Source organism: Agrobacterium sp. SORGH_AS 787 (assembly GCF_030819035.1).
Lineage (GTDB): Bacteria > Pseudomonadota > Alphaproteobacteria > Rhizobiales > Rhizobiaceae > Agrobacterium > Agrobacterium larrymoorei_B.
Genome location: NZ_JAUTBG010000002.1, coordinates 1,805,509 through 1,826,877, shown reverse-complemented (window position 1 = coordinate 1,826,877; position 21,369 = coordinate 1,805,509). Strand labels below are relative to the sequence as shown.

At 54.8% G+C, this 21,369-nt stretch carries 23 protein-coding genes; 13 read left to right on the top strand and 10 right to left on the bottom strand.

Annotated elements, in window-relative coordinates; all coding sequences use genetic code 11:
- Positions 1–2 precede the first annotated feature (2 nt).
- The 3 genes from QE435_RS18055 to QE435_RS18045 all read left to right on the top strand — a co-directional run bounded on the left by QE435_RS18055 (position 3) and on the right by QE435_RS18045 (position 2,916).
- Entirely contained in the window at positions 3–1,493 is a 1,491-nt protein-coding gene (locus QE435_RS18055; RefSeq protein ID WP_306931701.1) for a sorbosone dehydrogenase family protein, read from the top strand.
- Positions 1,494–1,784: 291 nt separating this feature from the next.
- Complete coding sequence (locus QE435_RS18050) at positions 1,785–2,372, top strand: DUF1214 domain-containing protein (protein ID WP_306931699.1); 588 nt, start codon at positions 1,785–1,787, stop codon at positions 2,370–2,372.
- The gene (locus QE435_RS18045) at positions 2,365–2,916 is read left to right on the top strand and encodes a DUF1254 domain-containing protein (protein WP_306931697.1); all 552 of its coding nucleotides are present in this window, start codon (positions 2,365–2,367) and stop codon (positions 2,914–2,916) included. The genes QE435_RS18050 and QE435_RS18045 overlap by 8 nt, the downstream gene beginning before the upstream one ends.
- 33 nt (positions 2,917–2,949) lie before the next feature.
- On the opposite strand, the gene QE435_RS18040 is transcribed toward QE435_RS18045, so the two are convergent.
- Positions 2,950–3,150, bottom strand: a complete 201-nt coding sequence (locus QE435_RS18040) for a hypothetical protein (RefSeq protein WP_306931695.1) — start codon at positions 3,148–3,150, stop codon at positions 2,950–2,952.
- Positions 3,151–3,747: 597 nt separating this feature from the next.
- Between QE435_RS18040 and QE435_RS18035 the strand changes: the two genes are divergently transcribed.
- Both QE435_RS18035 and QE435_RS18030 read left to right on the top strand, forming a co-directional pair.
- Positions 3,748–4,107: a hypothetical protein gene (locus QE435_RS18035; RefSeq protein ID WP_306931693.1), complete on the top strand. Its 360-nt coding sequence runs from the start codon at positions 3,748–3,750 to the stop codon at positions 4,105–4,107.
- A 98-nt stretch (positions 4,108–4,205) separates the two neighbouring features.
- Positions 4,206–4,973, top strand: coding sequence for a DUF2971 domain-containing protein (locus QE435_RS18030; RefSeq protein WP_349042208.1), 768 nt, complete (start codon positions 4,206–4,208; stop codon positions 4,971–4,973).
- A 35-nt stretch (positions 4,974–5,008) separates the two neighbouring features.
- Here the strand turns inward: QE435_RS18030 and QE435_RS18025 are convergent, their stop codons facing one another.
- Positions 5,009–5,305, bottom strand: coding sequence for a hypothetical protein (locus QE435_RS18025; RefSeq protein WP_349042207.1), 297 nt, complete (start codon positions 5,303–5,305; stop codon positions 5,009–5,011).
- A gap of 435 nt (positions 5,306–5,740) precedes the next feature.
- Here QE435_RS18025 and QE435_RS18020 point away from each other — a divergent pair, with 435 nt between their 5' ends.
- Both QE435_RS18020 and QE435_RS18015 read left to right on the top strand, forming a co-directional pair.
- Entirely contained in the window at positions 5,741–7,219 is a 1,479-nt protein-coding gene (locus tag QE435_RS18020; RefSeq protein WP_306931689.1) for a P-loop NTPase fold protein, read from the top strand.
- A gap of 216 nt (positions 7,220–7,435) precedes the next feature.
- Entirely contained in the window at positions 7,436–8,095 is a 660-nt protein-coding gene (locus QE435_RS18015) for a recombinase family protein (RefSeq protein ID WP_349042206.1), read from the top strand.
- A 158-nt stretch (positions 8,096–8,253) separates the two neighbouring features.
- Here QE435_RS18015 and QE435_RS18010 read toward each other — a convergent pair whose 3' ends face one another.
- Positions 8,254–8,925, bottom strand: a complete 672-nt coding sequence (locus tag QE435_RS18010) for a DUF2971 domain-containing protein (RefSeq protein ID WP_349042205.1) — start codon at positions 8,923–8,925, stop codon at positions 8,254–8,256.
- A 118-nt stretch (positions 8,926–9,043) separates the two neighbouring features.
- Positions 9,044–9,916: a DUF2971 domain-containing protein gene (locus QE435_RS18005; RefSeq protein ID WP_349042204.1), complete on the bottom strand. Its 873-nt coding sequence runs from the start codon at positions 9,914–9,916 to the stop codon at positions 9,044–9,046.
- A 111-nt stretch (positions 9,917–10,027) separates the two neighbouring features.
- Between QE435_RS18005 and QE435_RS18000 the strand changes: the two genes are divergently transcribed.
- On the top strand, positions 10,028–10,387 hold the full coding sequence (locus QE435_RS18000; RefSeq protein WP_306931681.1) for a hypothetical protein: 360 nt from the start codon (positions 10,028–10,030) through the stop codon (positions 10,385–10,387).
- A gap of 265 nt (positions 10,388–10,652) precedes the next feature.
- On the top strand, positions 10,653–11,570 hold the full coding sequence (locus QE435_RS17995; protein ID WP_349042203.1) for a DUF2336 domain-containing protein: 918 nt from the start codon (positions 10,653–10,655) through the stop codon (positions 11,568–11,570).
- A gap of 35 nt (positions 11,571–11,605) precedes the next feature.
- Here QE435_RS17995 and QE435_RS17990 read toward each other — a convergent pair whose 3' ends face one another.
- The 3 genes from QE435_RS17990 to QE435_RS17980 form a co-directional block, all read right to left on the bottom strand.
- Positions 11,606–11,947, bottom strand: a complete 342-nt coding sequence (locus tag QE435_RS17990) for a DUF1491 family protein (protein WP_349042202.1) — start codon at positions 11,945–11,947, stop codon at positions 11,606–11,608.
- Positions 11,948–12,146: 199 nt separating this feature from the next.
- Positions 12,147–13,106: a peptidoglycan-binding domain-containing protein gene (locus QE435_RS17985; protein WP_349042201.1), complete on the bottom strand. Its 960-nt coding sequence runs from the start codon at positions 13,104–13,106 to the stop codon at positions 12,147–12,149.
- A complete protein-coding gene (locus QE435_RS17980) occupies positions 13,078–14,601 on the bottom strand; it encodes an ATP-binding protein (protein ID WP_349042898.1) in 1,524 nt (507 codons plus the stop codon). Before QE435_RS17980 ends, QE435_RS17985 begins: the two co-directional genes overlap by 29 nt.
- Positions 14,602–15,088: 487 nt before the next feature.
- On the opposite strand from QE435_RS17980, the gene QE435_RS17975 reads away from it, so the two are divergent.
- Positions 15,089–15,499, top strand: coding sequence for a DUF5330 domain-containing protein (locus QE435_RS17975; RefSeq protein ID WP_306931674.1), 411 nt, complete (start codon positions 15,089–15,091; stop codon positions 15,497–15,499).
- 223 nt (positions 15,500–15,722) lie between these two features.
- Positions 15,723–16,139: a SufE family protein gene (locus QE435_RS17970; RefSeq protein ID WP_306931673.1), complete on the top strand. Its 417-nt coding sequence runs from the start codon at positions 15,723–15,725 to the stop codon at positions 16,137–16,139.
- Positions 16,140–16,247: 108 nt separating this feature from the next.
- Here the strand turns inward: QE435_RS17970 and QE435_RS17965 are convergent, their stop codons facing one another.
- Entirely contained in the window at positions 16,248–16,652 is a 405-nt protein-coding gene (locus tag QE435_RS17965; RefSeq protein WP_306934789.1) for a hypothetical protein, read from the bottom strand.
- Between the two features lie 309 nt (positions 16,653–16,961).
- Positions 16,962–17,363, bottom strand: a complete 402-nt coding sequence (locus QE435_RS17960) for a DUF930 domain-containing protein (protein WP_306931672.1) — start codon at positions 17,361–17,363, stop codon at positions 16,962–16,964.
- A gap of 232 nt (positions 17,364–17,595) precedes the next feature.
- On the opposite strand from QE435_RS17960, the gene QE435_RS17955 reads away from it, so the two are divergent.
- Both QE435_RS17955 and QE435_RS17950 read left to right on the top strand, forming a co-directional pair.
- Positions 17,596–19,695: a S9 family peptidase gene (locus QE435_RS17955; RefSeq protein ID WP_349042200.1), complete on the top strand. Its 2,100-nt coding sequence runs from the start codon at positions 17,596–17,598 to the stop codon at positions 19,693–19,695.
- A gap of 283 nt (positions 19,696–19,978) precedes the next feature.
- On the top strand, positions 19,979–20,263 hold the full coding sequence (locus QE435_RS17950) for a hypothetical protein (RefSeq protein ID WP_349042199.1): 285 nt from the start codon (positions 19,979–19,981) through the stop codon (positions 20,261–20,263).
- Positions 20,264–20,353: 90 nt separating this feature from the next.
- Here QE435_RS17950 and dmeF read toward each other — a convergent pair whose 3' ends face one another.
- Positions 20,354–21,361, bottom strand: a complete 1,008-nt coding sequence (dmeF, locus tag QE435_RS17945; protein ID WP_349042198.1) for a CDF family Co(II)/Ni(II) efflux transporter DmeF — start codon at positions 21,359–21,361, stop codon at positions 20,354–20,356.
- Between the last annotated feature and the right edge of the window lie 8 nt (positions 21,362–21,369).

Below are 21,369 nucleotides of genomic sequence, written 5' to 3'. Positions count from 1 at the left end.
TCATGGTTTCCCGCATTCTCGCCCCCGCCCTGCTGCTTGCAGGCGTTGCGCTCATCCTGCCGGCCTGCAGCGAGCAGAACGACAATTTCGACATTTCCCAGCAGATCGGGCCCGACCCTGTTCTTCCCGAGCCCTCCATGAGCTTGATCCCCGACCTGAAGGTCGCAGAGGTGGTGGGCTGGAAGGACGGCGAGATGCCGACGGTGCCGGAAGGCCTGAAGATATCCGTCTATCAGAAGGACCTCGTCAATCCGCGCACCGTGCATACGCTACCGAATGGCGACGTTCTGGTGGTGCAGTCGCGTGCACCGCAAGGCGGCCAATCATCGTCGCGTCCCAAGGACATCATTCGCGGCTTCATCATGTCGATCGCCCATGGTGAAACCGGTGGACCGCCGAAGGAAAGCAACATCATCACGCTGCTCAGAGACACGAACCGAGATGGCGTTGTGGATGAGCGCCACGATCTTCTGAAAAAGCTCGACTCGCCCTTTGGCGTCGCCTTTGCCGACAATACGCTTTATGTCGCAACCTCCAATGAAATTCTCGCCTACCCCTATCAACTGGGTCAGAACGAAATCACCGCCGAACCGCGTGTGCTGACACAACTTCCCGGTGGTCCGATCAACCACCACTGGACAAAGGATCTGGCGCTGAGCCCCGATGGCAAGTTCCTTTATGCCTCCGTCGGTTCGAACTCGAACATCACCGAAAACGGATTGGAGGCCGAAAAGAACCGCGCTGCCATTTTGCAGGTCGACCGCCAGACAGGCGCGTGGAAGCTGTTCGCATCTGGCTTGCGCAATCCGAACGGTCTTGCCTTCAACCCCGAAAGCAAGGAACTCTGGGCCGTCATCAACGAGCGCGATGAGCTCGGGCCGAATCTTGTGCCGGACTACATGACCTCGGTGAAGGAAGGCGGCTTCTACGGCTGGCCTTGGAGCTATTACGGCAATCATGTGGATGACCGCGTGCATCCTCTCCGGCCGGATATGGTGGAAAAGGCGATCAAGCCGGATTACGCGCTGTCCAGCCATGTCGCGGCGCTTGGCCTGACCTTCTCGCTGAACTCGGCGCTGCCCGCCCCCTATCAGAACGGTGCCTTCATCGGCGAACATGGGAGCTGGAACAGGACGGCCTTCAACGGTTATCGGGTGACCTTCGTGCCCTTCGAAAACGGCAAACCCGTGGGCAAGACGCAGGACGTGGTAACGGGCTTCCTTCAAGGCGACAAGGCCAGAGGCCGTCCCGTCGGCGTCGGCATCGATGGCACCGGCGCCCTGCTGGTGGCAGATGATGCGGGCAATACGGTGTGGCGTGTCGCAGCCGCAGATGGCGCTGTCACACCGGCACCGATTGCGACCGACGATGTCTCCGGCGCATCGTCCGGCGGCACTGCCCAAGCGGGACAACCAGCAGCACCCGCAGTTCCTGCCCAGCCTGCGGCACCTGCGCAGCCCGCAGCTCCCGCATCACCCGCCCCTACGAATTGAGAAATATCGACGATGAAGAATGGCCGGCGACCTGATCGGTTGACCGGCCCTTTTTATGGCGTCCGGAACTCTGCCCGACACTCTCTTTTGCGCCGGGGCGGATGCAGGTCTGGCGCGTCTGCCACCGCCCATGAGGGCGGCGCTTCGATAATCTGTCGCCGGTGTCCCTTACGTAACGCATATTCAAGAAGCGGAATATTTCGGTAAAGGCCGGTTCATCCCTCATGCAAGGCATTTCCCCGAGTCGGAATCAATGCTAACCGTGACGCTGCTCCAAATCGGGAAAGCAGCGTGTTTCGAGTTCCGTTTCTTGTCGCCATCTCCCTCGTCATTGCCTTTGGCGGTGGTATTGTTTCCACCCTTGTGGCGCTCGAGGCCACATCCGGTTTCGGGTCGATCAAGATCGGCGCATGGGATGCGTTTCCCGAATCACAGACGATCGAGGCAGACCCCTATGCCAAGGCCCACCGGGCTGATGCGGGCAAGCTTCTCTACGGAACGGCCGAAGGTTTGGCCTTTACCGCGGCGAATGACAGCAGCGGTCAACGCCTCACCGGCCAGTGCCGCTACACTCTCACCGGCAAACTGCCGCCTGCCCGCTTCTGGACCGTCTATGTTGCCGATCAGCAGGGCAATCTCCTGGATGACGGCTCCGGACGGCCTGTCGCGCTTAACTCGCGCAATCTCCTGCATGGCCCCGAAGGCGGGGTTTCCATTACGCTTGCGTCGACCGCAACGCCCTTCAACTGGCTTGCCGTGCCGGCAACCGGCAATTTCAAGCTGGTACTGACCCTGCTCGATACCCCGATTGCTGGAAGTGCCGGCCTGATCGACATCACCATGCCAACCATTGACAAGACGGATTGCGGCAATGCTTAGGGTCATTCTCGCCGTCTTCACGGGCTTGGTTGGTGCCGCTGTTCTCCACCTCCTCATCCTCTTCTCGATCCCGCACTTCTCCAACCGCGACGCTTACACGCGCGCGGTGTTCCAGGCTGTGCCCAATCGTTTTCATCTGGTCGACAAGGATGGCCATCAAAAGGGTGGCCTCGGCAGTGAGGATCCGTTCATGCGGGTTGCCGTCTGCACCTATAATGTCGAAGAAAAGCCGGTCAGGCTTTCGGCTTTCGGTGCGGTGCCGTTCTGGTCGATCGCGATCTTCGACAGTGCGTCGAATGAGATCTTCAGCATGAACGACCGCACATCGGCGGGCGGTGAACTGGATATTTTGATCTCCAGCCCGGAGCAGAGCGGTGCTATTCGCAAGGCGCAAGTCCAGGCGCTATCGAAATCGATTTTGGTGGAAGCAGGTCGCAACGAAGGCTACGCCGTTTTACGAACGATGGTACCGCAGGCGAGCTTCCTGGAAGAAGCGGAGCGGTTCCTGGGAGAGGCTACATGCGAGCCTGCGTCTTTGAAGTAGGCGCACTCCAGACGGCCTTAATAGAGATATCGATCAGGAGGTGAGAGCCGCTTCAGAAGAAGCCGTCCCGCTGACCTTGCGCTTACGCGTCTTTGTCTTATCGGCGAACTCGCAACGCTCGTAGCGCACGCCGGTGAAAAACAGTAGCTGGGCTGGGCCTGCTGCAATCGCGTCGGCCTCGGTCCTTTTTTGAGGACGGCGTATCGCCGTCGAAATCGAAATAATGTCTGCCATTGCCATCTCCTTTCACAGGCACGACGGATGTTGTTGACCGGATCGCTATGTATGACGTTGCATGCGACGATCCAGCATGAGGAAGCGCCATATCGAGCTTTTCAGCAAAATCTCTTTTTGATCTGCGTGCCGAAATCTTCAGGACCGCGGCATCAAGCCAATATGGAATGCCAGTACCACTACATCGGGCATCACCAGTCCACGGACTGGGCATTAAACCAGGGTTTGGACGCGCGGTCCGCCCCTCAAGGCTTGTTCATGTCGGAACTCTAGCACCGAATCTCGGACTTGCCCACGACATTAGAATCATCGGGAAGTTAAGCAAAGGTTAATACTAATATGCCGCTCTCAGCCCTTCCCCCAATTTGAAGCCATTGCGCCTTAATGGCGGCGTATGAGTGATAAACGCGAATGAGTGCTTGCGGTTCCCATCGAGACTGGAAATCCTTTCGTTGACAAAACAGCTGTGAATAAGCCTAAAAATCTCCTTGCCGGCGCCTGTGGTTAACAGCGCGTCAAGGTCTATTGTTTGGTCACAATACCTATGTTACGACGACCCATCTTATTTGATGGGGTTTCGTTCCGATGGCTACCCGTATGAGCGAACCTATCATCTACGGCAAGCCCGAACCGCTCGCTGCTCTTGATCACGGCGTTGTAAAATACTCGGAAGAACTTCACGGCCATACCGAAGAGAATATTCTTTGCAGGGACGGTCGCATTCACTACGGCACAGGCGCGTTCTGGGAATGGTTCGATGGGACGGCTAGCGACGACAATGTATGGTGCGGGTACTTTGATAATCGGTTCAATAAAGGTCCGGTGCATCCAAACGACTGGTATTGGGCCGAGAACGAACGGCGCTTCATCGAAATGGCAACGCTATCGGACGAGGATTTCTTAGCAGTAGCAATGTCCAATTCGGTCAGGATAACAATTCACGAACAAGCCTGCTAAACGGGGCTTTTTCCTTATCCAGAACCATCCGCCTTGCCTGCCGCATTAGGTTGAACTAGTGAACGTTCATCGTCCCTAAGTTTATCCGAGATGGCGTTATGATCCTCTATTACTACACTTCGCTAGTTCACGGCCTGACGTCAATACGGGACAAGCGCATCAAGATTTCGTCCTTCGATACCCTCAATGATCCATTCGACATTCTCAACATCGCGGCGAAAACGGAAGAGCAGCGCAATGACTTGAAGAAGATCCGTGACAGGCTCACTAGCAAGGGCGGTATGATTTGCGCCAGTGAGAACTGGAACGAACCGCTTATGTGGAGCCATTACGCCGATAAACACGCAGGGGTTTGCGTAGCATTACGCGTTGACCCGACCGAATGGCGAAAGGTTCAATACGCTAACAAGCGCTTGGGTATCGAAGCATACAACGTCAAAAGTATCGAAGATTTAAGCCACGACCAACTCGAAGAAATTTCAACCATCAAGTCGGACTTCTGGACATATGAGCAGGAGTGGCGAAGGTTCTATATTTATGAAGAGAAGGACTATGTCACGAATCTAGATTTCGGTTACTTTGATCGCGCGATGATGCCAATCGGTCTGATATTTGGTCACAGGGCTAAGGTTGGGAAGGAACGCATAGCCAGTATCTTGAGTTCTAACCCGTCACTGAAGATCGGCATTACAAGGCCTGCGTACACCTCATTCAAGGTCCTGCTTGACCAGACAATGATCAGAAAGCAGGTAGACGATAAGGCGCGTCTAAAATACGACTTCAAAGACAAGAGCCTATTTTGGCAAAGCGAAAACCTTCTGGACTCATTTTCAGCGGACGAAGAACTCCCGCTTAAGTACGAATAACAGTGGCCGATGCAGGCCTCCCCTTTCGGCCATTCTCAGGTCGAGGCAACATAGTAGTTTTGGGAAGGTGGCCGTGCCTCCCCACCCTGCAAATAGGTCGTCAGATAAATCACCAACAAAGGAAAGATTACTGCGACCACAAACTGCTTAATCAGCCAACGCAGACCGGCGACAATCACACGGTTACGAGACGACGATTTTGATTTTTCACTCATATCCACTTCCTTTGTATACCGCATATTTTTGAAGTGAAGACGCACGTCTTCCTTGGCGCAGTTGATAAACGGCGCATCAAGTTGCACTTCGATGATAATGAACTCAGATTGCAGCAATCCAAATTGCTACAGGTATTAAACGCTGACGATCTACAGGCGATGTAGGCTCAATCTTGCTAGCCTTTCCTAGCGAGATCAATGAACTATTCTTCTATTGACATTAGGCACTGGTGCTCACACCACCCTGTTCGTACCCTAATAACACTCATCGGGGGCGATGGTTCGCGGTTATAAGTTGATGCAGTCCACCCTTAATTCTCAAGTCTTCACTTTTGCTAGATCTCGTTTCGACAGTGAAACGATGGAGTGTCCAGTGCCGATAGTCAAATCTTCAGCAGGACGCTAACACTTCTTTTCCATTCAATGGCATCAATTGTTTGCGGTTAGTAACCAGAGGCTAGAGTCAAGACTTTCTGTGGGTAGAGCCTATCGGTCATTGCAACTTTAGCGCAGTAGGGATTCAATTCCTTCAGACGAGGTTCGGTAGGTGCTATGGAAACAAATGCTTGGAAAGATGATTTGCTTGACCGCGAGTGGGACGGAGAGTTCCTTTACCGTTTAGCAAAGGGTCGTAATGATGAAAATGTTCGTACCCAAAAAGGGTCTTTCGTTCTCAACATCGATGCGCCTTGGGGTCAGGGCAAAACTTTCTTTCTAAACGCATTGCGCAATCAGGTAGTTGAGGCAGGACACCCGGCCATCTTTATAAATGCCTGGCAGTACGATTTTGTTGACGACCCCTTTTCGATAGTCGTTGCCGCATTGGATCGGTACTTCAAAAGTATCGAGGATCAAAAAGAAATTACCAAAACTGAAAAGTTCCAAAATGGCCTGCGGGTCGTGCGGTCTGAATTCCTCAATATAACGTGGGCGCTTAGCAAAGCCGTACTGAAAAAGGCAATCAATAAAGTTGCCGAAAACGGCGTCGAGGAAGTCACGAGCGTTTTCGACAACACGACGAAAAGCGACGACAAACCGTCTGAAAGAGGCTTTGCGGAAGAGATGGCCGAGACGGTCAACAATACAATCGACTCATTCACTGACGCGGCAATCGACAAGTTCGCTCAAACTCGAATTGATATGATCAACCAAACCAAGGACAGTCTCGACAGATTCCAAGGGGGCTTGAAATTGATCATCGAGGCGTTGAAGGATGCCAAGAAGCATCCTTTGCCTCTGTTCATCTTCATTGACGAATTAGATAGATGCAGGCCAACCTACGCCATTTCGATGCTTGAGAGAATCAAGCATCTCTTCGACATTCCAAACGTCGTATTTCTAATTGCAACAGATACGACCTCGCTCAGTCATTCCGTAAAAGCAGTCTACGGGAACGAGTTTAAAAGCAGAGAGTACCTTGGGCGGTTTTTCAACAGGACGTACAAACTTCCAGAGGCTTCCAATGAAAAGATCATTTTGAACATTCTGAAGGACCGCGGAACCGACATTGCGAAATGGACTTTGCCCATACCGGACGCAGGTCTACACGACTTCGCTATATTCCTGAACGATACAGCCGAGCGTTTTGAAATGAACATCCGGCCTGTCAAGCAAGCGCTTGACATATTGATGGATATCACGTCCGCTTGGGACGAGCCGTATCCTCTTGAACTTACCTATTTGTTTGCGCTGATCTGCGAATTCGTATGCACTGGTGAGATAGATGACGTTAGTTTACGTGATCGAATGCAGCGTTTGCAGAACCAATGGAAGTACGACCATCACGGTGACGTGTTGTCCTACGTTGATGTATTTCATAACATCGGAAAGATGGCACGGATGAAAATTAGTGATGCGCTGCACGATAGTCAGAATCATATGAGAAACACCGGTGACAATCGTCTCCCCGGTTATCTTTACAGAAGCATTCTCGGCGAAGCAAAAGCGCACCACAACAAGGCTGCGATCACGAAGGCCTCTTTCTCTCAGTATCGAGATATGATTCTGCATTCACGACTTTTCCAACAGTGAAAACATCGATAAGGAGTTCTGCGCGTGATCGGGTGATCCGCGCATACTTCTCTAAATTTCTTCAAATTTCACGATTTTTTCACGATCTGCGATCCAGCCTCTGGCCTCACAGTCAATTCATAAGTGACTGATTTAACTCATTTATATTGGGTATAACAACTTGCAACGCCCGTTGCTAGGAGTTACAAACGGCCATTAGAGGGAGACTTGAATCCTATGGCCGAACGCTTCGTTGTTTACTACCGCGTTTCCACCCAAAAGCAGGGTGTCTCCGGTCTCGGTATCGATGCTCAAAAAGCGTCCGTTAAAGCCTTCGCTTCAAGCGACGATATCCTTGCCGAGTTCATCGAAGTGGAAAGCGGCACGAGGGCTTCAAGGCCTGAACTAGCCAAGGCGCTTGCTTACGCTAAGAAGGCCAAGGCAACGCTTCTGGTAGCGAAGATCGACCGCTTGGCCCGTAATGTTGCGTTCATTGCCAACCTGCTTGAGGCAGGCGTTGAAATCCGCGCCGTTGATATGCCTTCGGCCAATCGAATGATGATGCAAATTATGGCGGTTATGGCCGAAGAAGAAGCCCGCGCTATATCGGCTAGAACCAAGGCGGCATTGGCACAGGCCAAAGAACGTGGGATCAAGTTGGGTGGATCCCGTTCGAACTCCAAGGATATTCATAAGACGCAGATTGCTATCGGCATCGATAACGCTGCCAAGGCAATGAAAGATATCCAATCAATCCCCGGCTGGAACACCCTATCGTTCAACGCTCTTGCAAAGCGCTTGAATGACAATGGCTTCAAGACAACCAGAGGCTCCACCTACAGCGCAATGCAGGTCAAAAGGGTCTTGAATAGACACGCCGCACAGAACGCCGTGTGAACGCAACAAGGTTGGTGGCTATAGGTGGGCCAGGATCGCCCTGATCGAAGCGTGTGGCCGCGTGTGCGCGTTTGTGTAGGGGGTGGGCTGCAGGGGGTATCCCCCCTTTTTCGTTCTGGTTTTTATTTATATGGTCATTCGGTAATTTTTCTAATTTTTCACCAAACCACCCGCCTGCCGTCCAGTATCAATTCACCGTTTGGCCTCCGTCGTATCCATCGGTTTTCAGCGAGATGCCGTTTACGGTTTTCATCGGTATCGAGCCTAACGCGAAAGGCTGCGCCTGCTGGCTTGGTGAATGAGTAGTGGAAGCCTTCGTCAAAGGCCAAAAGCGCCGCTAATTGTTTTTGGCTAATAGTACACCTAGAACCGAACAACGCTCCTCGGAAGCGCATAAAATCATCGAATTCTTGATAGTGGATATCGTCGGCAAAGTCGTAATCGTCAAGAAAAACTAATCGCCTGACTTCTTCCTCATATTCCCAACCGTCATATTTTGTATGCGCGATATCTAGCAATTGGGATTTCGAAAGATCCCTAAATCTGTTGACACCAAACCGTCTGACTTTCGGTCTGTGTTCCACATAGTCGATGTCGCGCCATTGATTGTCTTCTGGTACCTCAAATACCAAGCACATTCCTCTATGATTATCGGCGTAGTGGCCCCATAGAAGTGGCTGCTCGTACGTGCGGGACATACATATCACGCCCTCTTGATCAAGAACCTGTTGTTTGATCCGACGATGCTCCTCAACGTCGTCTGCCTCTCTAACGAAAATATTAACGTGGTCATAAGGGTCATTCAGCGTATCGAATCTGGAGACCTTCAACCTTCGCTCCCGGATAGCGGAGAGGCCGTGGCGCAAGGATGTATAATAAAACAATATCATTCGTGATCCGCTGCCCTGATGGTATAAGACAATTGCCATATAGATCAGTGGTTGTGAACTACCTCCGCTCGTCCGAAATCGTGTCCGTATTGGTGCGCGTCGGCTCGCTCGGTAATTTCACCGTCCGTTCACCGAAAGCGGAATGAGCCTTCTGAAAAATGTTAGGTAGCCGCTCATTTATGATATAATCGAACATATCTGCAAAACCAGTTTCCAGAGCGTGGTGAAACTCCATACTTTCAGGAACAGGCAACGATAGAGTCCTGCGCTCTTTCGGAACGTTGGTGCAGGTTTTATTTTGATCAATTACGACATCGAAACTGGTGAACGCCGGTCGCGTGAAGGCGACTCTGGCTTCGGGATTGTCAGCCAGAATTTGAGTGACTTGGGCCGTGGAAACGCTGGCCTTCAAACCGAACAAAACCGTTTTCAACTGAATGGATTCATTGAATGGTAGATAGTAATTATTATCAACGTAGTCTGGCTCGCCTAAAGCAACGACACGTCTCCACTCGCGCTCATACTCCCAACGGTCAAACTTCCTGCGCGAAATTTCGACTTTGTCTTCTTCGGTCAGTTGCGAAACCTTGGTTCTACCGAAGTCCTCAAGTCTTGAACGTTCTTTACGATAAAGGATGCGCTGTAGGCCCCCCGCCTCTACCTCAAAACCAAGGCAGATGCCCCGATGAGAGTCCGCATAGTGACCCCACATCAGCGGTTCTTTCCAAGTCTCACTCAAGCAGACGATGCCAAAAGACGCGCTGAGTTCTTTCTTGATTTTTGAGAGTCTACGTCGTTCTGAACGATGATCGATTGCCAGTCCTAAGAAATCGAACGGGTCGTTGAGGCTATCATAGAGGGAAATCTTGATACGCTTGTCACGGATTGCGGCGAGGCCGTACTGAAGTTTCGTATAGTAATATAAGCGCATTCCGAACCCCTGCCCTGACGATAATCGACAATTGCCACATAGATCAGGGGTTGTGAAGCAGCCAGATAAATACGTTCAGGAAACAACAGTCTTGAATGGACTTTATCAATAATGAAAACCCTCTCCGATCTCTTCCAGGCTCACTCGTTCGATTACGAACTAGTGGAGGATGATGTTTTAGGCACCATCGGCATCTTTTATCCTCACGACGCCACGCCGAACGTCCTGTCGGACGATCCACCTGCCCGCGATGTTCTGCGAAGATCAGGCGCGGTGTGGTTCTATTTCTGCCTTTACGTCCCACGCCTGACTGAGGAGGAAGTTCTGGCTCTCTTTTTCACAGGGAACCAAGTTCCCAATCGCGGTGAGGTGCCTGCGACGCTGCCGTCCAGCGTCTTCACTAAGTTCTTCAAACTTGAGAATTCAGAAGAATTTGGCCTGATTTCTGCGACCTTCAGCGATGTCGCCTAAGCCTTCAATCCTTAACGGAGTGGGTTATCCACAAGGCTAAATTTCTCTTACCATCCGGCCTAACTCAATCAAATTTTAATCTCTCTTTACCATTATGGTCGGTGGTTCAAGGTACGGCGAATGTGTTGTGACCAAACAGTCAGGCAACGCATTCATTATAGTTTGAACGCTCCTGTAGTTTTGCGTCTGGTTGGGTATTGCGTTGACAGACCGTTTTCGAGAACTGGAACGGCCAAGGGCCGAGAGGAAGAAGGACGTGGTATTGATGGCGACCGTCTCGAGTTTCGAAGGCTTGCCTCACCCGTCAAAATCAGAGTTGCGACAGTTCGCAGAGCTGTTCCTGCCGCTGTTTTCAGCCTCCACGGCTGAAGCGAAGAGAGAGGCGATTGCAGCGCTTTCGCAGAACCCCAACGTGCCTTCCGCCGTCGCGTTCTTCATTGCAAGCCAGCCGCTGTCGCTGTCTGCACCGTTCCTCGTTTCCTCAAAGGCGCTGGATGACGAGACACTGATTGCGATCGCGCGAACGCAAGGCGCCGCCCATGCTCGCACAATCGTGCGGCGCGAAGATCTCTCCCCCACTGTCGTGGATGCCCTGGTGGGCTTACGCCACTCGCGGCACGCGACGGGCTCCACGCACGAAAGTCTTCATACGTCTGCATTTCAAGCGGCACAGACCGAAAGCGAGGCACGGGCCGAGCGAGAAGAGAAGCTGCGCAGACAACTGCGGACCATGGCGCGCCAAATGCACCGTCCTGCGGGCGACACGCTTGGCGTTCGCCGCCTGACGGACGTACAGGAGGCACTCTTGGTACGCTTTGCCCGTGAACGCGATGCAAGCCGTTTCGCCGCCACGCTCGCGGACTCCCTTTCTGCGAGCCATTGGCTGTCGGAGCGTATCCTTCTCGATATTTCCGGCCGGCAACTGGCGACAACCCTTGTCGGGATCGGCATGGACACCGACGAGGCCATCTTTATCCTCGAATGTTTCTATCCGCATATGCGCCAGCTTGTCGGCGACATCAGCCGAGCGGAATCCATGCTGGAGTCGTTGGAGACAGCAGAGTGCGAGGAGCGCATCGAAAGCTGGCGACGGGCAGATCGCTACACGATCAATTCGGGCGCTGACGCTACAGAGCGTCGTGAGGAGCCAATTCAGGCCCATAAACTTGTGGTGCGCCGTTAAGCTCGGTCACCGGTTGCGGAGAAGGAAAGTCCCTTTCACCCCACGATGGTGAAGAGGTCGCCGACATTGTCGGTTTCAAGTTCGATCACCCAGAGATCGGCGTCGAAGCGACGCTCCTTTTCCAAAAGCGCATCCACCTCCTGCGCTTGCGCTCCAGTGAGGCGCCGTTCGAAACGGCGCTCGGCCCGAACCTCCTCGTCTTCCGCAAAACTCTGGGGTGCTGGACCATAAAGATTTTCGCGCCCATCCCGCAGGCGTTGGCGGATGAAGATCGCCCCAGCCTCTTCGGCCCCCTTGCGTTCGACAGCGGCAAAATCACCTGCACCGAACACACGGCGCATGAGGGCGGAAACGAAGATTTCGGATTTGAGACGCATGGAAGACCTCTAAGACCACAGGGACAATTGGGCCATGCTTTTGTGAGCAGCAAGACTGGTCCTTGTCGCCACGCCCCAAACCGTGGAGGCAAGGGACAAAGTCCCAATGAATTGAATATTCTGGCGTCAAGCGTTCGTAGCTTGAATCGGCAAAGGACCGTAAACCGCCAAAAGCCTCAGTTACAGATTCAATCGCGGCTCACAAAGCCCCGATAGACTTCAGCTTTTTCAGCACCGCCTCGCTCGGCTCGCCTGTTTCCGGCAAGCGATAATGCTTCTCGAAATTGCGAATGGCCTGACGGGTCTGCTCGCCGGCAACGCCATCCACCTTGACATCCGCATAGGCGATATTGACGAGGCCCTGCTGGATCTTCGAAACCAGATCCTTGCCGACCGGCTTAGCACCGCTGTCGGACGTAAGAGATGCATTCTGCGCTTTTGGAGGATGGACCTCCGCATTGCGGATGGCGGCCGCGACCGGGTCGATTGCCACACCCCCACCATTGGCGGCCGCAGGCCGGTCCTTCGGTAAGGCTTTGGGAATGGCCGCGACGGTCGTCGCGCTATCGATCTTCAAGGCCGAGAGAATGCGGCTTGTCGGTTCTCCCGTCTGCTCCATGCCCACGGTTTCTTCGAAGAAGAGGATCGCGGCCGTCGTGCGCGGTCCCGTCAAGCCATCGGCCGGTCCATCATAAAGACCGCGCCGCGCAAGCTCCCGCTGGATTTCCGCGACGAGCTCGGACGGCGGATGGCCACCCTGCTGCTGTGCCTGAGCGGTGGGTACCGCTGCTGCACCCTGCCCTGCTGAGGGCTGAGCCGCACTCTGCTGCGTGGGATCTGGAACATCCGTCTGGCGCTCTATGCGGAAGGTCGTAACATTGCCATGCTGGCCAAGCGTCGACGTCATGCGATAGCCCGCAATGCCGTTCGGATCGTCCTCGTCACGGGTTCGCAGAAACGGAGAGGGATGGTGGCCGGGCTGGTACCAAAGAGCATTGGCCGCGACGAAGCCGAAAACGATAAGGAATGCGGTCGAGCCGCCGACCAGTTTGGGATGGCTGAGAATTTGCTCGCCGAGGGCGCGCGCGGCCACGGACAGCAAACCCGGCTCTTTCCGGACCGTCTTTTTCCTAGGCGATTTTCGCTTTGGCGCGGCCATCCGCAGTGTCCTTCCTTTTCATCATCTCGGCACCACCCGCTATCTCTTTCAGGCGCGGAGGAAACTCCACTGGCGCATCGGCATCTTCACAGCTGCTCAGCGGCTGGCCGGAGCCATCAGCGGGCAACAGGATGGTGACGACTGTTCCCTCGCCCGGTTTGCTGGTGATGACAAGGCTTCCGCCGTGCAATTCCACAAGTCCCTTGACGAGCGACAGTCCAAGCCCCGTGCCCTCATAGCGGCGGGTGTAGTCATTCTGAACCTGCATGAATGGCCGGCCCAGAAGGTCTATCTTGTCGGCAGGAATACCGATGCCGGTATCGCTGACGGTCAGCTTGAGCATCTCGCCCTGCCGTGCCGCATCGATGACCACCACACCACCGGAATCGGTAAACTTGATGGCATTGCTTGCGAGATTGATCAGAACCTGTTGAACGGCCCGCTGGTCTGCGACGACTTCCGTGAGATCGCGCTGGATGCGGCTCGTCAACGTCAAGCCCTTCTGCTTCGCCTGAAGGCCAAGCATGCCTTCGCAAGATGCAATGACATCGCCAATCCGGAAAGGCTCCATCATCAACTCGTAGCGACCAGCCTCAAGCTTGCTCATGTCCAGCATGGTGTTAACGACCGACAGCAGGTGACCACCAGATTGGCGGATCAGTTTGACATATTCGCGCTGGCGATCGTTCTCCAGCTTGCCGAAATATTCGCCGGCGAGAATATCGGAGAAGCCCAGAATGGCATTAAGAGGCGTGCGCAATTCGTGGCTAACGGCGGCGAGGAAACGCGACTTTGCTTCCGTTGCCGTTTCGGCCTCGGTCGTCCTGCGTGCCGCTTCCCGGCGCAAGGCTTCCATTTCGCTGACATCGATCAGCTGACCGATGACGCGCACCAGGCGGCCGAGCGGGTCTCGCTCCGCGGTCATATCCATGCGGGCATAGACGAACTGGATCTGCCGATGAACAGAGCCTGTCTCGAATCGGAGATCGGCCGTGGCGTGATCCTCGCCCTGGCGCAACGTGTCGAAGGCCTGCATCAGAGCGATGCGATCGGAAACGTGCACCATCTCGGCAAGGATGTGGCCGACGCAGTTTTGCAGATGAAGCGGAAACTGTCGCTGGTCGCGACCCGACACCGCGTGAACGACACCCTGCTCGTTGAAGAATAGCAGCAATCCTGGAACCTGCGATGCGGCAAGCTGCTCGCGGTGGATCACGGCGTCCGCGGCCTCGCGCATCGGCTTATAGACTGTCAGGAGTACCGCACACGATGCCAAAAACAACGCAACGACAAGGGCCGCACCGAGCGGCAGTGCGACGGATGCGGGCAGGACAAAGCAGATGATGGCAGGAACGATGAAGAGGGCCACGAGAGAGAAAGCAACAAGGCGACGCAGGACGGCGATAACGGCGAAGCGTTCGCTGGCATCGTCTTCCATACGCGATAGCCACATGCCCGCGACATGATCGACCAACGCAATCGCTTTTTCCGCTATGTTACGCAATACCAGTACACCGCACTCTAAAAGCAGCAGGCTCGAACCTGCCTTAAGACATGTCCGACAATAGGGCTCCGCGGCTTAAGGAATGGATAAAAGCAAGCGCATCAAAGCCGCTCCAATCCCTATCAAGTGCCATTTCGGGGCAAATGAGCAGCACTTCGTCGGTTATGGTTAACGACGGGTAAGCAGAGGATTTCCTTGTATTTTTTCGATACTGTTAAGATTTGTGGCGGGCATTATCGCCGCCAAGCCCTGCAATTGCTTAGACCCGCCCCAATTATGCTTAACATCGCTCGCTAAAATCGGAACGAAATCGCAATTGTCATCGGCAACGGGAACAAGTCGCTAAAATTTGAATTAATTCACGCGGATTTTTGCAAAGGGGTGTTGGTCTCTTGGCTCTAGGGTGTTTGCAAGCCCGGACAACAGGGCAATAGCGGATGATCCGAAAAGGGCGCCGGTCAAACAGGGTAGTCTTGCAATGTGGTTTCTGATCAAAGGAACAATCTGGTTTTCGCTGGTGCTGGTCGCATTGTCCTATTTGGGCAGCAACAACACCGATAGCCAGAACGCGCAAATGAATGTCGCCGGCGCGGTTTCCGCTGCCAGTGAGGCCTACCGTTATGTCAGCGCCATCTGCGTCGAAAAGCCGGATGTCTGCGTCAAAGGTGCGGAAACCTTTCATGCTCTGGGTGAGCGCGCTCGCGAAGGCGCCAAGGTTGCCTATGAGTTGATCGACTCCCATCTCAACGCCGCCGACGAACCCAAGGTCGCCGCCGCGAACACCCCCGCCGCCAAGGTCGAAGCTGTGACGGTCAGCGACGACATCAAGACCGGAACCATCAAGGTCGAGAACACCATTCCCCTTCCGCAGAAGCGCCCTGCCCTCTGAGCGGAAAGATCAGTCGAGCCCGCCTCACCTGAAGCTAAACGAATTCGAGAGATCCTCTCACCCTCCTTGCGACTCATCCCGCTATAGATGAGCCGCCTGACTGCCCGACTCCTGATGCCCTGCCCGAAGCCCATGCTTCGCCGCAGGGCTTTTTTCTTGGGGCAGCGGTTCAATTCCATCCACCATTGCCCTATATCGGGGCAGAAACATGGATGGCAGACAAATGGCTTCTCTCGACAAGATCATGGACGACTTCTCTTTCCTCGACGATTGGGAGGATCGCTACCGCTATGTGATCGAACTCGGGAAGGAACTGCCGGATCTGGCGGACGAGAAAAAGACGGCGGAGAACAAGGTTCAAGGCTGTGCCAGCCAGGTCTGGCTCGTGAGCCACAGCGATGGCGGGCCTGACCCTGTATTGACCTTCGAAGGCGATTCGGACGCGCACATCGTGCGCGGGCTGGTGGCCATTGTGCTTGCCACCTATTCCGGCAAACGAGCATCCGAGATTGCCACTCTCGACGCCATCGAAGTGTTCGGCAAGATTGGCCTGGTAGAGCATCTCTCTTCCCAGCGTGCCAATGGCTTGCGTTCCATGGTCAACCGCATTCGCGAGGAGGCGCGCCTGCTGGCGGCGTGATCGGGCGATCTCCACCGCCATGAGCCCTTATTTGATGCTCTGAAACTCTATTAGCAGCGTTTCAAAGTGCAAAACCGAGCAAAATCTTGGCTGGGCATGCGCTTCGTTTCACACGCCATTCATAATGTTGCACATGCCTTTGCGGACAACATTCTTATCGGTGACCTGGCCCGCCTGAATGTTGAAGACCACATCGACGCGAACCGCCGGACCTTTTTGCCTGGCAACGACCCGAAGCGTCTGAATTCTGCCTGTCCCAGTCGTTTCCTGATGCGCGTCAATGGAAGAGAGTGACTTGTTGACCTTCACTCCAGAAAACCCTTCCGCGGCGACAGCCTGCGCCAATTTTTGCAGGACGGCCGGCGCTTTCGCCTTTGGTATCTCTTGCCATGACTTGTAGGAGACAGCGGTCACCATCGGTACACCGGAAACGGTGAAGTTCTGCTCGCAGGATGCGGCGAGCGCTGGCGTTGCTAGAGCGGCGAGACAAAAAGCTGCGAAAACAGATTTCATCATGGTAATCCTGTGGTTAGTCGGCAATTGCTATTGGCGTCCAAGTGCCGCCAGTCTTCCCCTTCAGGTAGTGGCGAGCATGGATAATCTTATTACGCGAGCACTCTGATAACATAGCGGTTTCGCGGTCTATCCCGATTCCACAGGGGTAATTTCCTGGTTGACGGTGGGAGCCTGTCGGCTGAAAGCGTTCTTGAATCTTCCGTCCAAAGCATGTCGCGCAAAAGTGTGCAGCGGTTTTGCGATAACGACATGCGATGAAACAAGGACCTAACGCGTGTAAGCGAATCTGAAAGATCGCGACACGCTTTAGTCGTAAAGATAGTGCTTCGCCCACTGCGATTCCGGCACCTTGTCACCCACCTTATAGTCGAAGTTTCGGATGCCGAGCGTCGTCGGTGCCACCTGGCACTTGTATTTGAGACGGTACCATTCGCCGCCACTGCGGAAGACGGCACCGGAAGCCTTTATCGAATCTTTCGCGACATCGGGATCACCGAATGCGTAGGCAATCACCTTGTCCGGCTTCATGCCTTTCTGCTCCTTGGCAATCCGCTCCATGGCTTCGATATCGCAGCGCTGTTCCAGACGTTCCTCGGGCGCGAGTTGGTTCAACTGTCTTATGACATTTGCGTCGATGGCGTAGGACGGAACGGAGAAAGAGAGGACGGAAAAGGCGGTCAGAAGGGCGATCGATAATGGTTTTTGCATCGGATTCTATAAGGCTCTCTCAAGTCTTCTTGGCATTCTTCGGCGGGGAAACGCCTGCCGCATCTCCTCGAAGCAGCAGACAGTGGCGTCGTCTACCGTCAGAATGTGATCGAAACCCGACCAAAATGTGCCCTGCTGATATTCCGTCGGGGACAATCAAACTTGATAGCGCCGCAGGGGCACTTTACATCATGAAAACGCAGAGTGATTTTCTTATGAAAGCGAGTTTGTCTTGACCATTTTCAAGAACCTGCCCACCCCGCCCCATGCGCAGAAGAAGCCGGTGAGCGATACGCATCACGGCATCACACGCACGGATGATTATGCCTGGTTGCGGGCGGATAACTGGCAGGCGATGTTCAAGGACCCTTCCCTCCTGGACCCCGCGATCCGCACCCATCTGGAAGCGGAAAACGCCTATATGGAAGCGGCGATGGCGGATACGAAGGCGCTTCAGGAAACGCTCTTCGAGGAAATGAAGGGACGCATCAAGCAGGACGATTCCTCCGTGCCGGTCAATGATGGACCTTACGCCTATGGCACACTTTTCGTCACCGGCGGCGAGCAGCCGCATTATTTCCGCACCCCGCGCGATGGTGGCGAGAAGCATGTTCTTCTCAACGGCGACAAGGAAGCGGAAGGCAAGGACTATTTCCGTCTCGGCGGACTCGATCAATCGTCCGATCACAGCCGCGGCATCTGGAGCTATGACGACAAGGGCTCTGAATTTTACACGCTACGCATTCGCGATCTTGCGACCGGCGTCGATCTCGATGACGTCATAGAAAATACCGGCGGCGGCGGCGCCTGGGCGCCGGACGGCAAAAGCTTCTTCTATACGCTTCAGGACGAGAACCACCGTCCATCCAAGGTCTTCCACCACATTATCGGTCAGCCGCAGTCGTCCGACCGGCTTGTCTATGAGGAGAAAGACCCTGGCTTCTTCATGGGTGTCGGCGCCTCGGTTCTCGATGACTTCATCTTCATCGATATCCACGATCACGAGACCAGCGAATACCGCATCCTCTCCACCAAGGATCTGCTGGCGGAGCCGCAGATCGTGGCCGAACGCGAGGAAGGCATCGAATATTCGATGACGGAAGGCGGCGATGTCTTCTTCATCCTCACCAATGATGGCGATGCCAAGGATTTCCGCATTGTCGAAGCCCCGGTTGAAGCGCCTGGCAAGGATAACTGGAAAGAGGTCGTGCCGCATGAGCCGGGCCGTCTCATTCTCTCGGTCGATGCCTATGCCCGCCATCTGATATGGCTCGAACGCCGCGACGGTCTGCCGCGCATCGTCATCCGCGATCGCTCCTCCGGTGAAGAACATGCGATCGCCTTTGAGGAAGAAGCCTATTCGCTCGGCCTGCATGGTGCTGCGGAATATGACACCGACGTCATCCGCTTCAGCTACTCGTCCATGACGACGCCAAGCCAGTTGTTCGACTACAATATGGTGACGCGCGAGCGCACGCTTCTCAAAACCCAGGAAGTGCCATCCGGCCACAACCCGGACGACTATGTGACGCGGCGCGTCATGGCGCCTTCGCATGATGGCGCGCTGGTGCCCGTATCGCTGCTTTACCGCAAGGATACGCCACTCGATGGTTCTGCGCCCTGCCTGCTCTACGGTTACGGCGCCTATGGCATCACCATTCCCGCCTCGTTCAGCACCAACAACCTCTCGCTCGCCGATCGAGGCTTCATCTATGCGGTCGCGCACATTCGCGGCGGCAAGGACAAGGGGTTCGAATGGTATGAAAACGGCAAGATGGAGCACAAGCAGAACACCTTCAAAGACTTCATTGCCGCCGCCGACCATCTGGTGAAAGAGGGCTTTACCTCCTATCGCGGCATCATCGCCGAAGGCGGATCAGCCGGCGGCATGCTGATGGGAGCTGTCGCCAATATGGCGCCGGAGAAATTCGCCGGCATCATCGCCGCCGTCCCCTTCGTCGACGTGCTGACCACAATGCTCGACGATACGTTGCCACTCACACCACCCGAATGGCCGGAATGGGGAAATCCGCTTGAGTCCGAGGAGGAGTATCAGTGGATCGCCGCCTACTCGCCCTATGACAATGTCGGCGCCAAGCCCTATCCGCCTCTTCTTGCGATTTCCGGCCTGACCGACCCGCGCGTGACCTATTGGGAGCCGACAAAATGGGTCGCAAAGCTGCGTGAAAAGACCACCGGCGATGCGCCGATCCTGCTCAAGACCAATATGGCCGCAGGCCATGGCGGCAAGTCTGGCCGCTTCCAAAGGCTGGAGGAGATCGCCTTCGAATACGCCTTTGCGCTGAAAGTTGCTGGCAAGGATCAGGTATAAGGCAATTCAAGCCTTCCTGGGTGACTTGGCGGTGCGCTTTGGCGCATCGCTGATTCTACCCACCTTCAACGTGATTCCCCCGCTTGTGCAGGTTCAGATGCCCCTCGGCAGTCAAAGAATCGGCTTTTGCGGGGTTTTTGTTATTTTGCAAGCCCCTAAAATGCAAAAACGAAGCAGGGGTTTGACACCTGTCAAGCGCCGTCAACGCGTCCGAACGACATGCGACAAGCTTCACGCAAGCTTCAGCGGTTAAAAAACCGTTAACAGCTTGGTGAGGCTAACGATGAACATCGACAACAACATTGGCGGAGCGCCCTATCAAAGTCGCTCACAACCTATTGAGAAAGTGCAAACGGACGCGGCTGTCTCAGAGGTTTCTTTGCCTGCCTTTTCCGGCAGCACGATTTCCTTCGTCAACGCCCTGCAAGCAGGCTCGCTGGCAAGCGTACTCTGGACTGTCAACCGCGACGCGGTGAAAGAGGCTGCGACAGCAGCATCCACCGTTTCCTTGGCCCCGGCCGAAGACACTGACGCCGCCTGGGTCTATCAGGCCTATACAGAACACTGACACCGCCGGATGATCCGGCGGCCGTCCCTTAAGGGCAATAGCGCTTCAGGCAAAGCCCCAGACCTTTATAAAGTGCGCCTCTCGCACCGATCACGCAGCAGCGTTGATCTCGATCGTCACATGCGACAATTCTTCGATCTCTAGAAGCTTTTCACGATAGGCAGCAGCTGATGTCTCGCCAGTCGTGGACAAAGACACGATGGCCGCATGATGCCCTGGGCCGACCTGCCAGACATGCAGGTCGGTAATGTTCTCATTCCCCGTCTCGACCGCGCCGCGGATTTTGGCCAGGAGCGGACGCTGCTGCGGCATCGCATCGACCAGTACCGCGCCCGTGCTGCGAAGCAGGCTCCACGACCAGCGGGCAATAATGATGCCACCGACAATACCCATGGCCGGATCAAGGAAGGTCCACCCGTTCCATTTGCCGAGAATGAGCGCCACGATCGCCAGCACCGAGGTCAAGGCATCCGCCACCACGTGAAGATAGGCGGCGCGCAGGTTGTTGTCGCGGCTCTGATGATGCGCGTGCGAGCCATGAGCGTGATCATCATGACGGTGCGCGTGGCTGTCATGCCCATGGTCATGATTGTCGTCATCACCGTGGTGCCCTTGATGGTGTCCATAATGATGGTGATCGTCCTTCAGGAGGAGAGCGCTGACAATGTTGACGATGAGGCCGAGGACCGCGACGATGATCGCCTGATTGAAATCGATCTCCACCGGCGAGACGAAGCGCAGGGCGCTCTCCCATGCGATCAGCAGCGCAACGACGCCTAGGACCACCGCGCTGGCGAAACCAGCGAGATCGCCGAACTTTCCCGTACCGAAGGTGAAGCGTGGATCATGTGCATGCTTGCGAGCGTAAAGATAAGCGAGTGCCGAAATCAGCATCGCGCCCGCATGGGTCGACATATGCCAGCCATCGGCTGTCAGGGCCATGGAGCCGAACCATTGGCCTGCCGCGATCTCCACCACCATCATGACGGTGGTCAGAGCGATGACCATCCAGACGCGCCGTTCGTTGCGCTCGTGATCACTTCCTAAAAAAACATGGGTATGCGTGCCATCCGTATGGCCATGTTCCATCGTCGCCATCGTCTTCA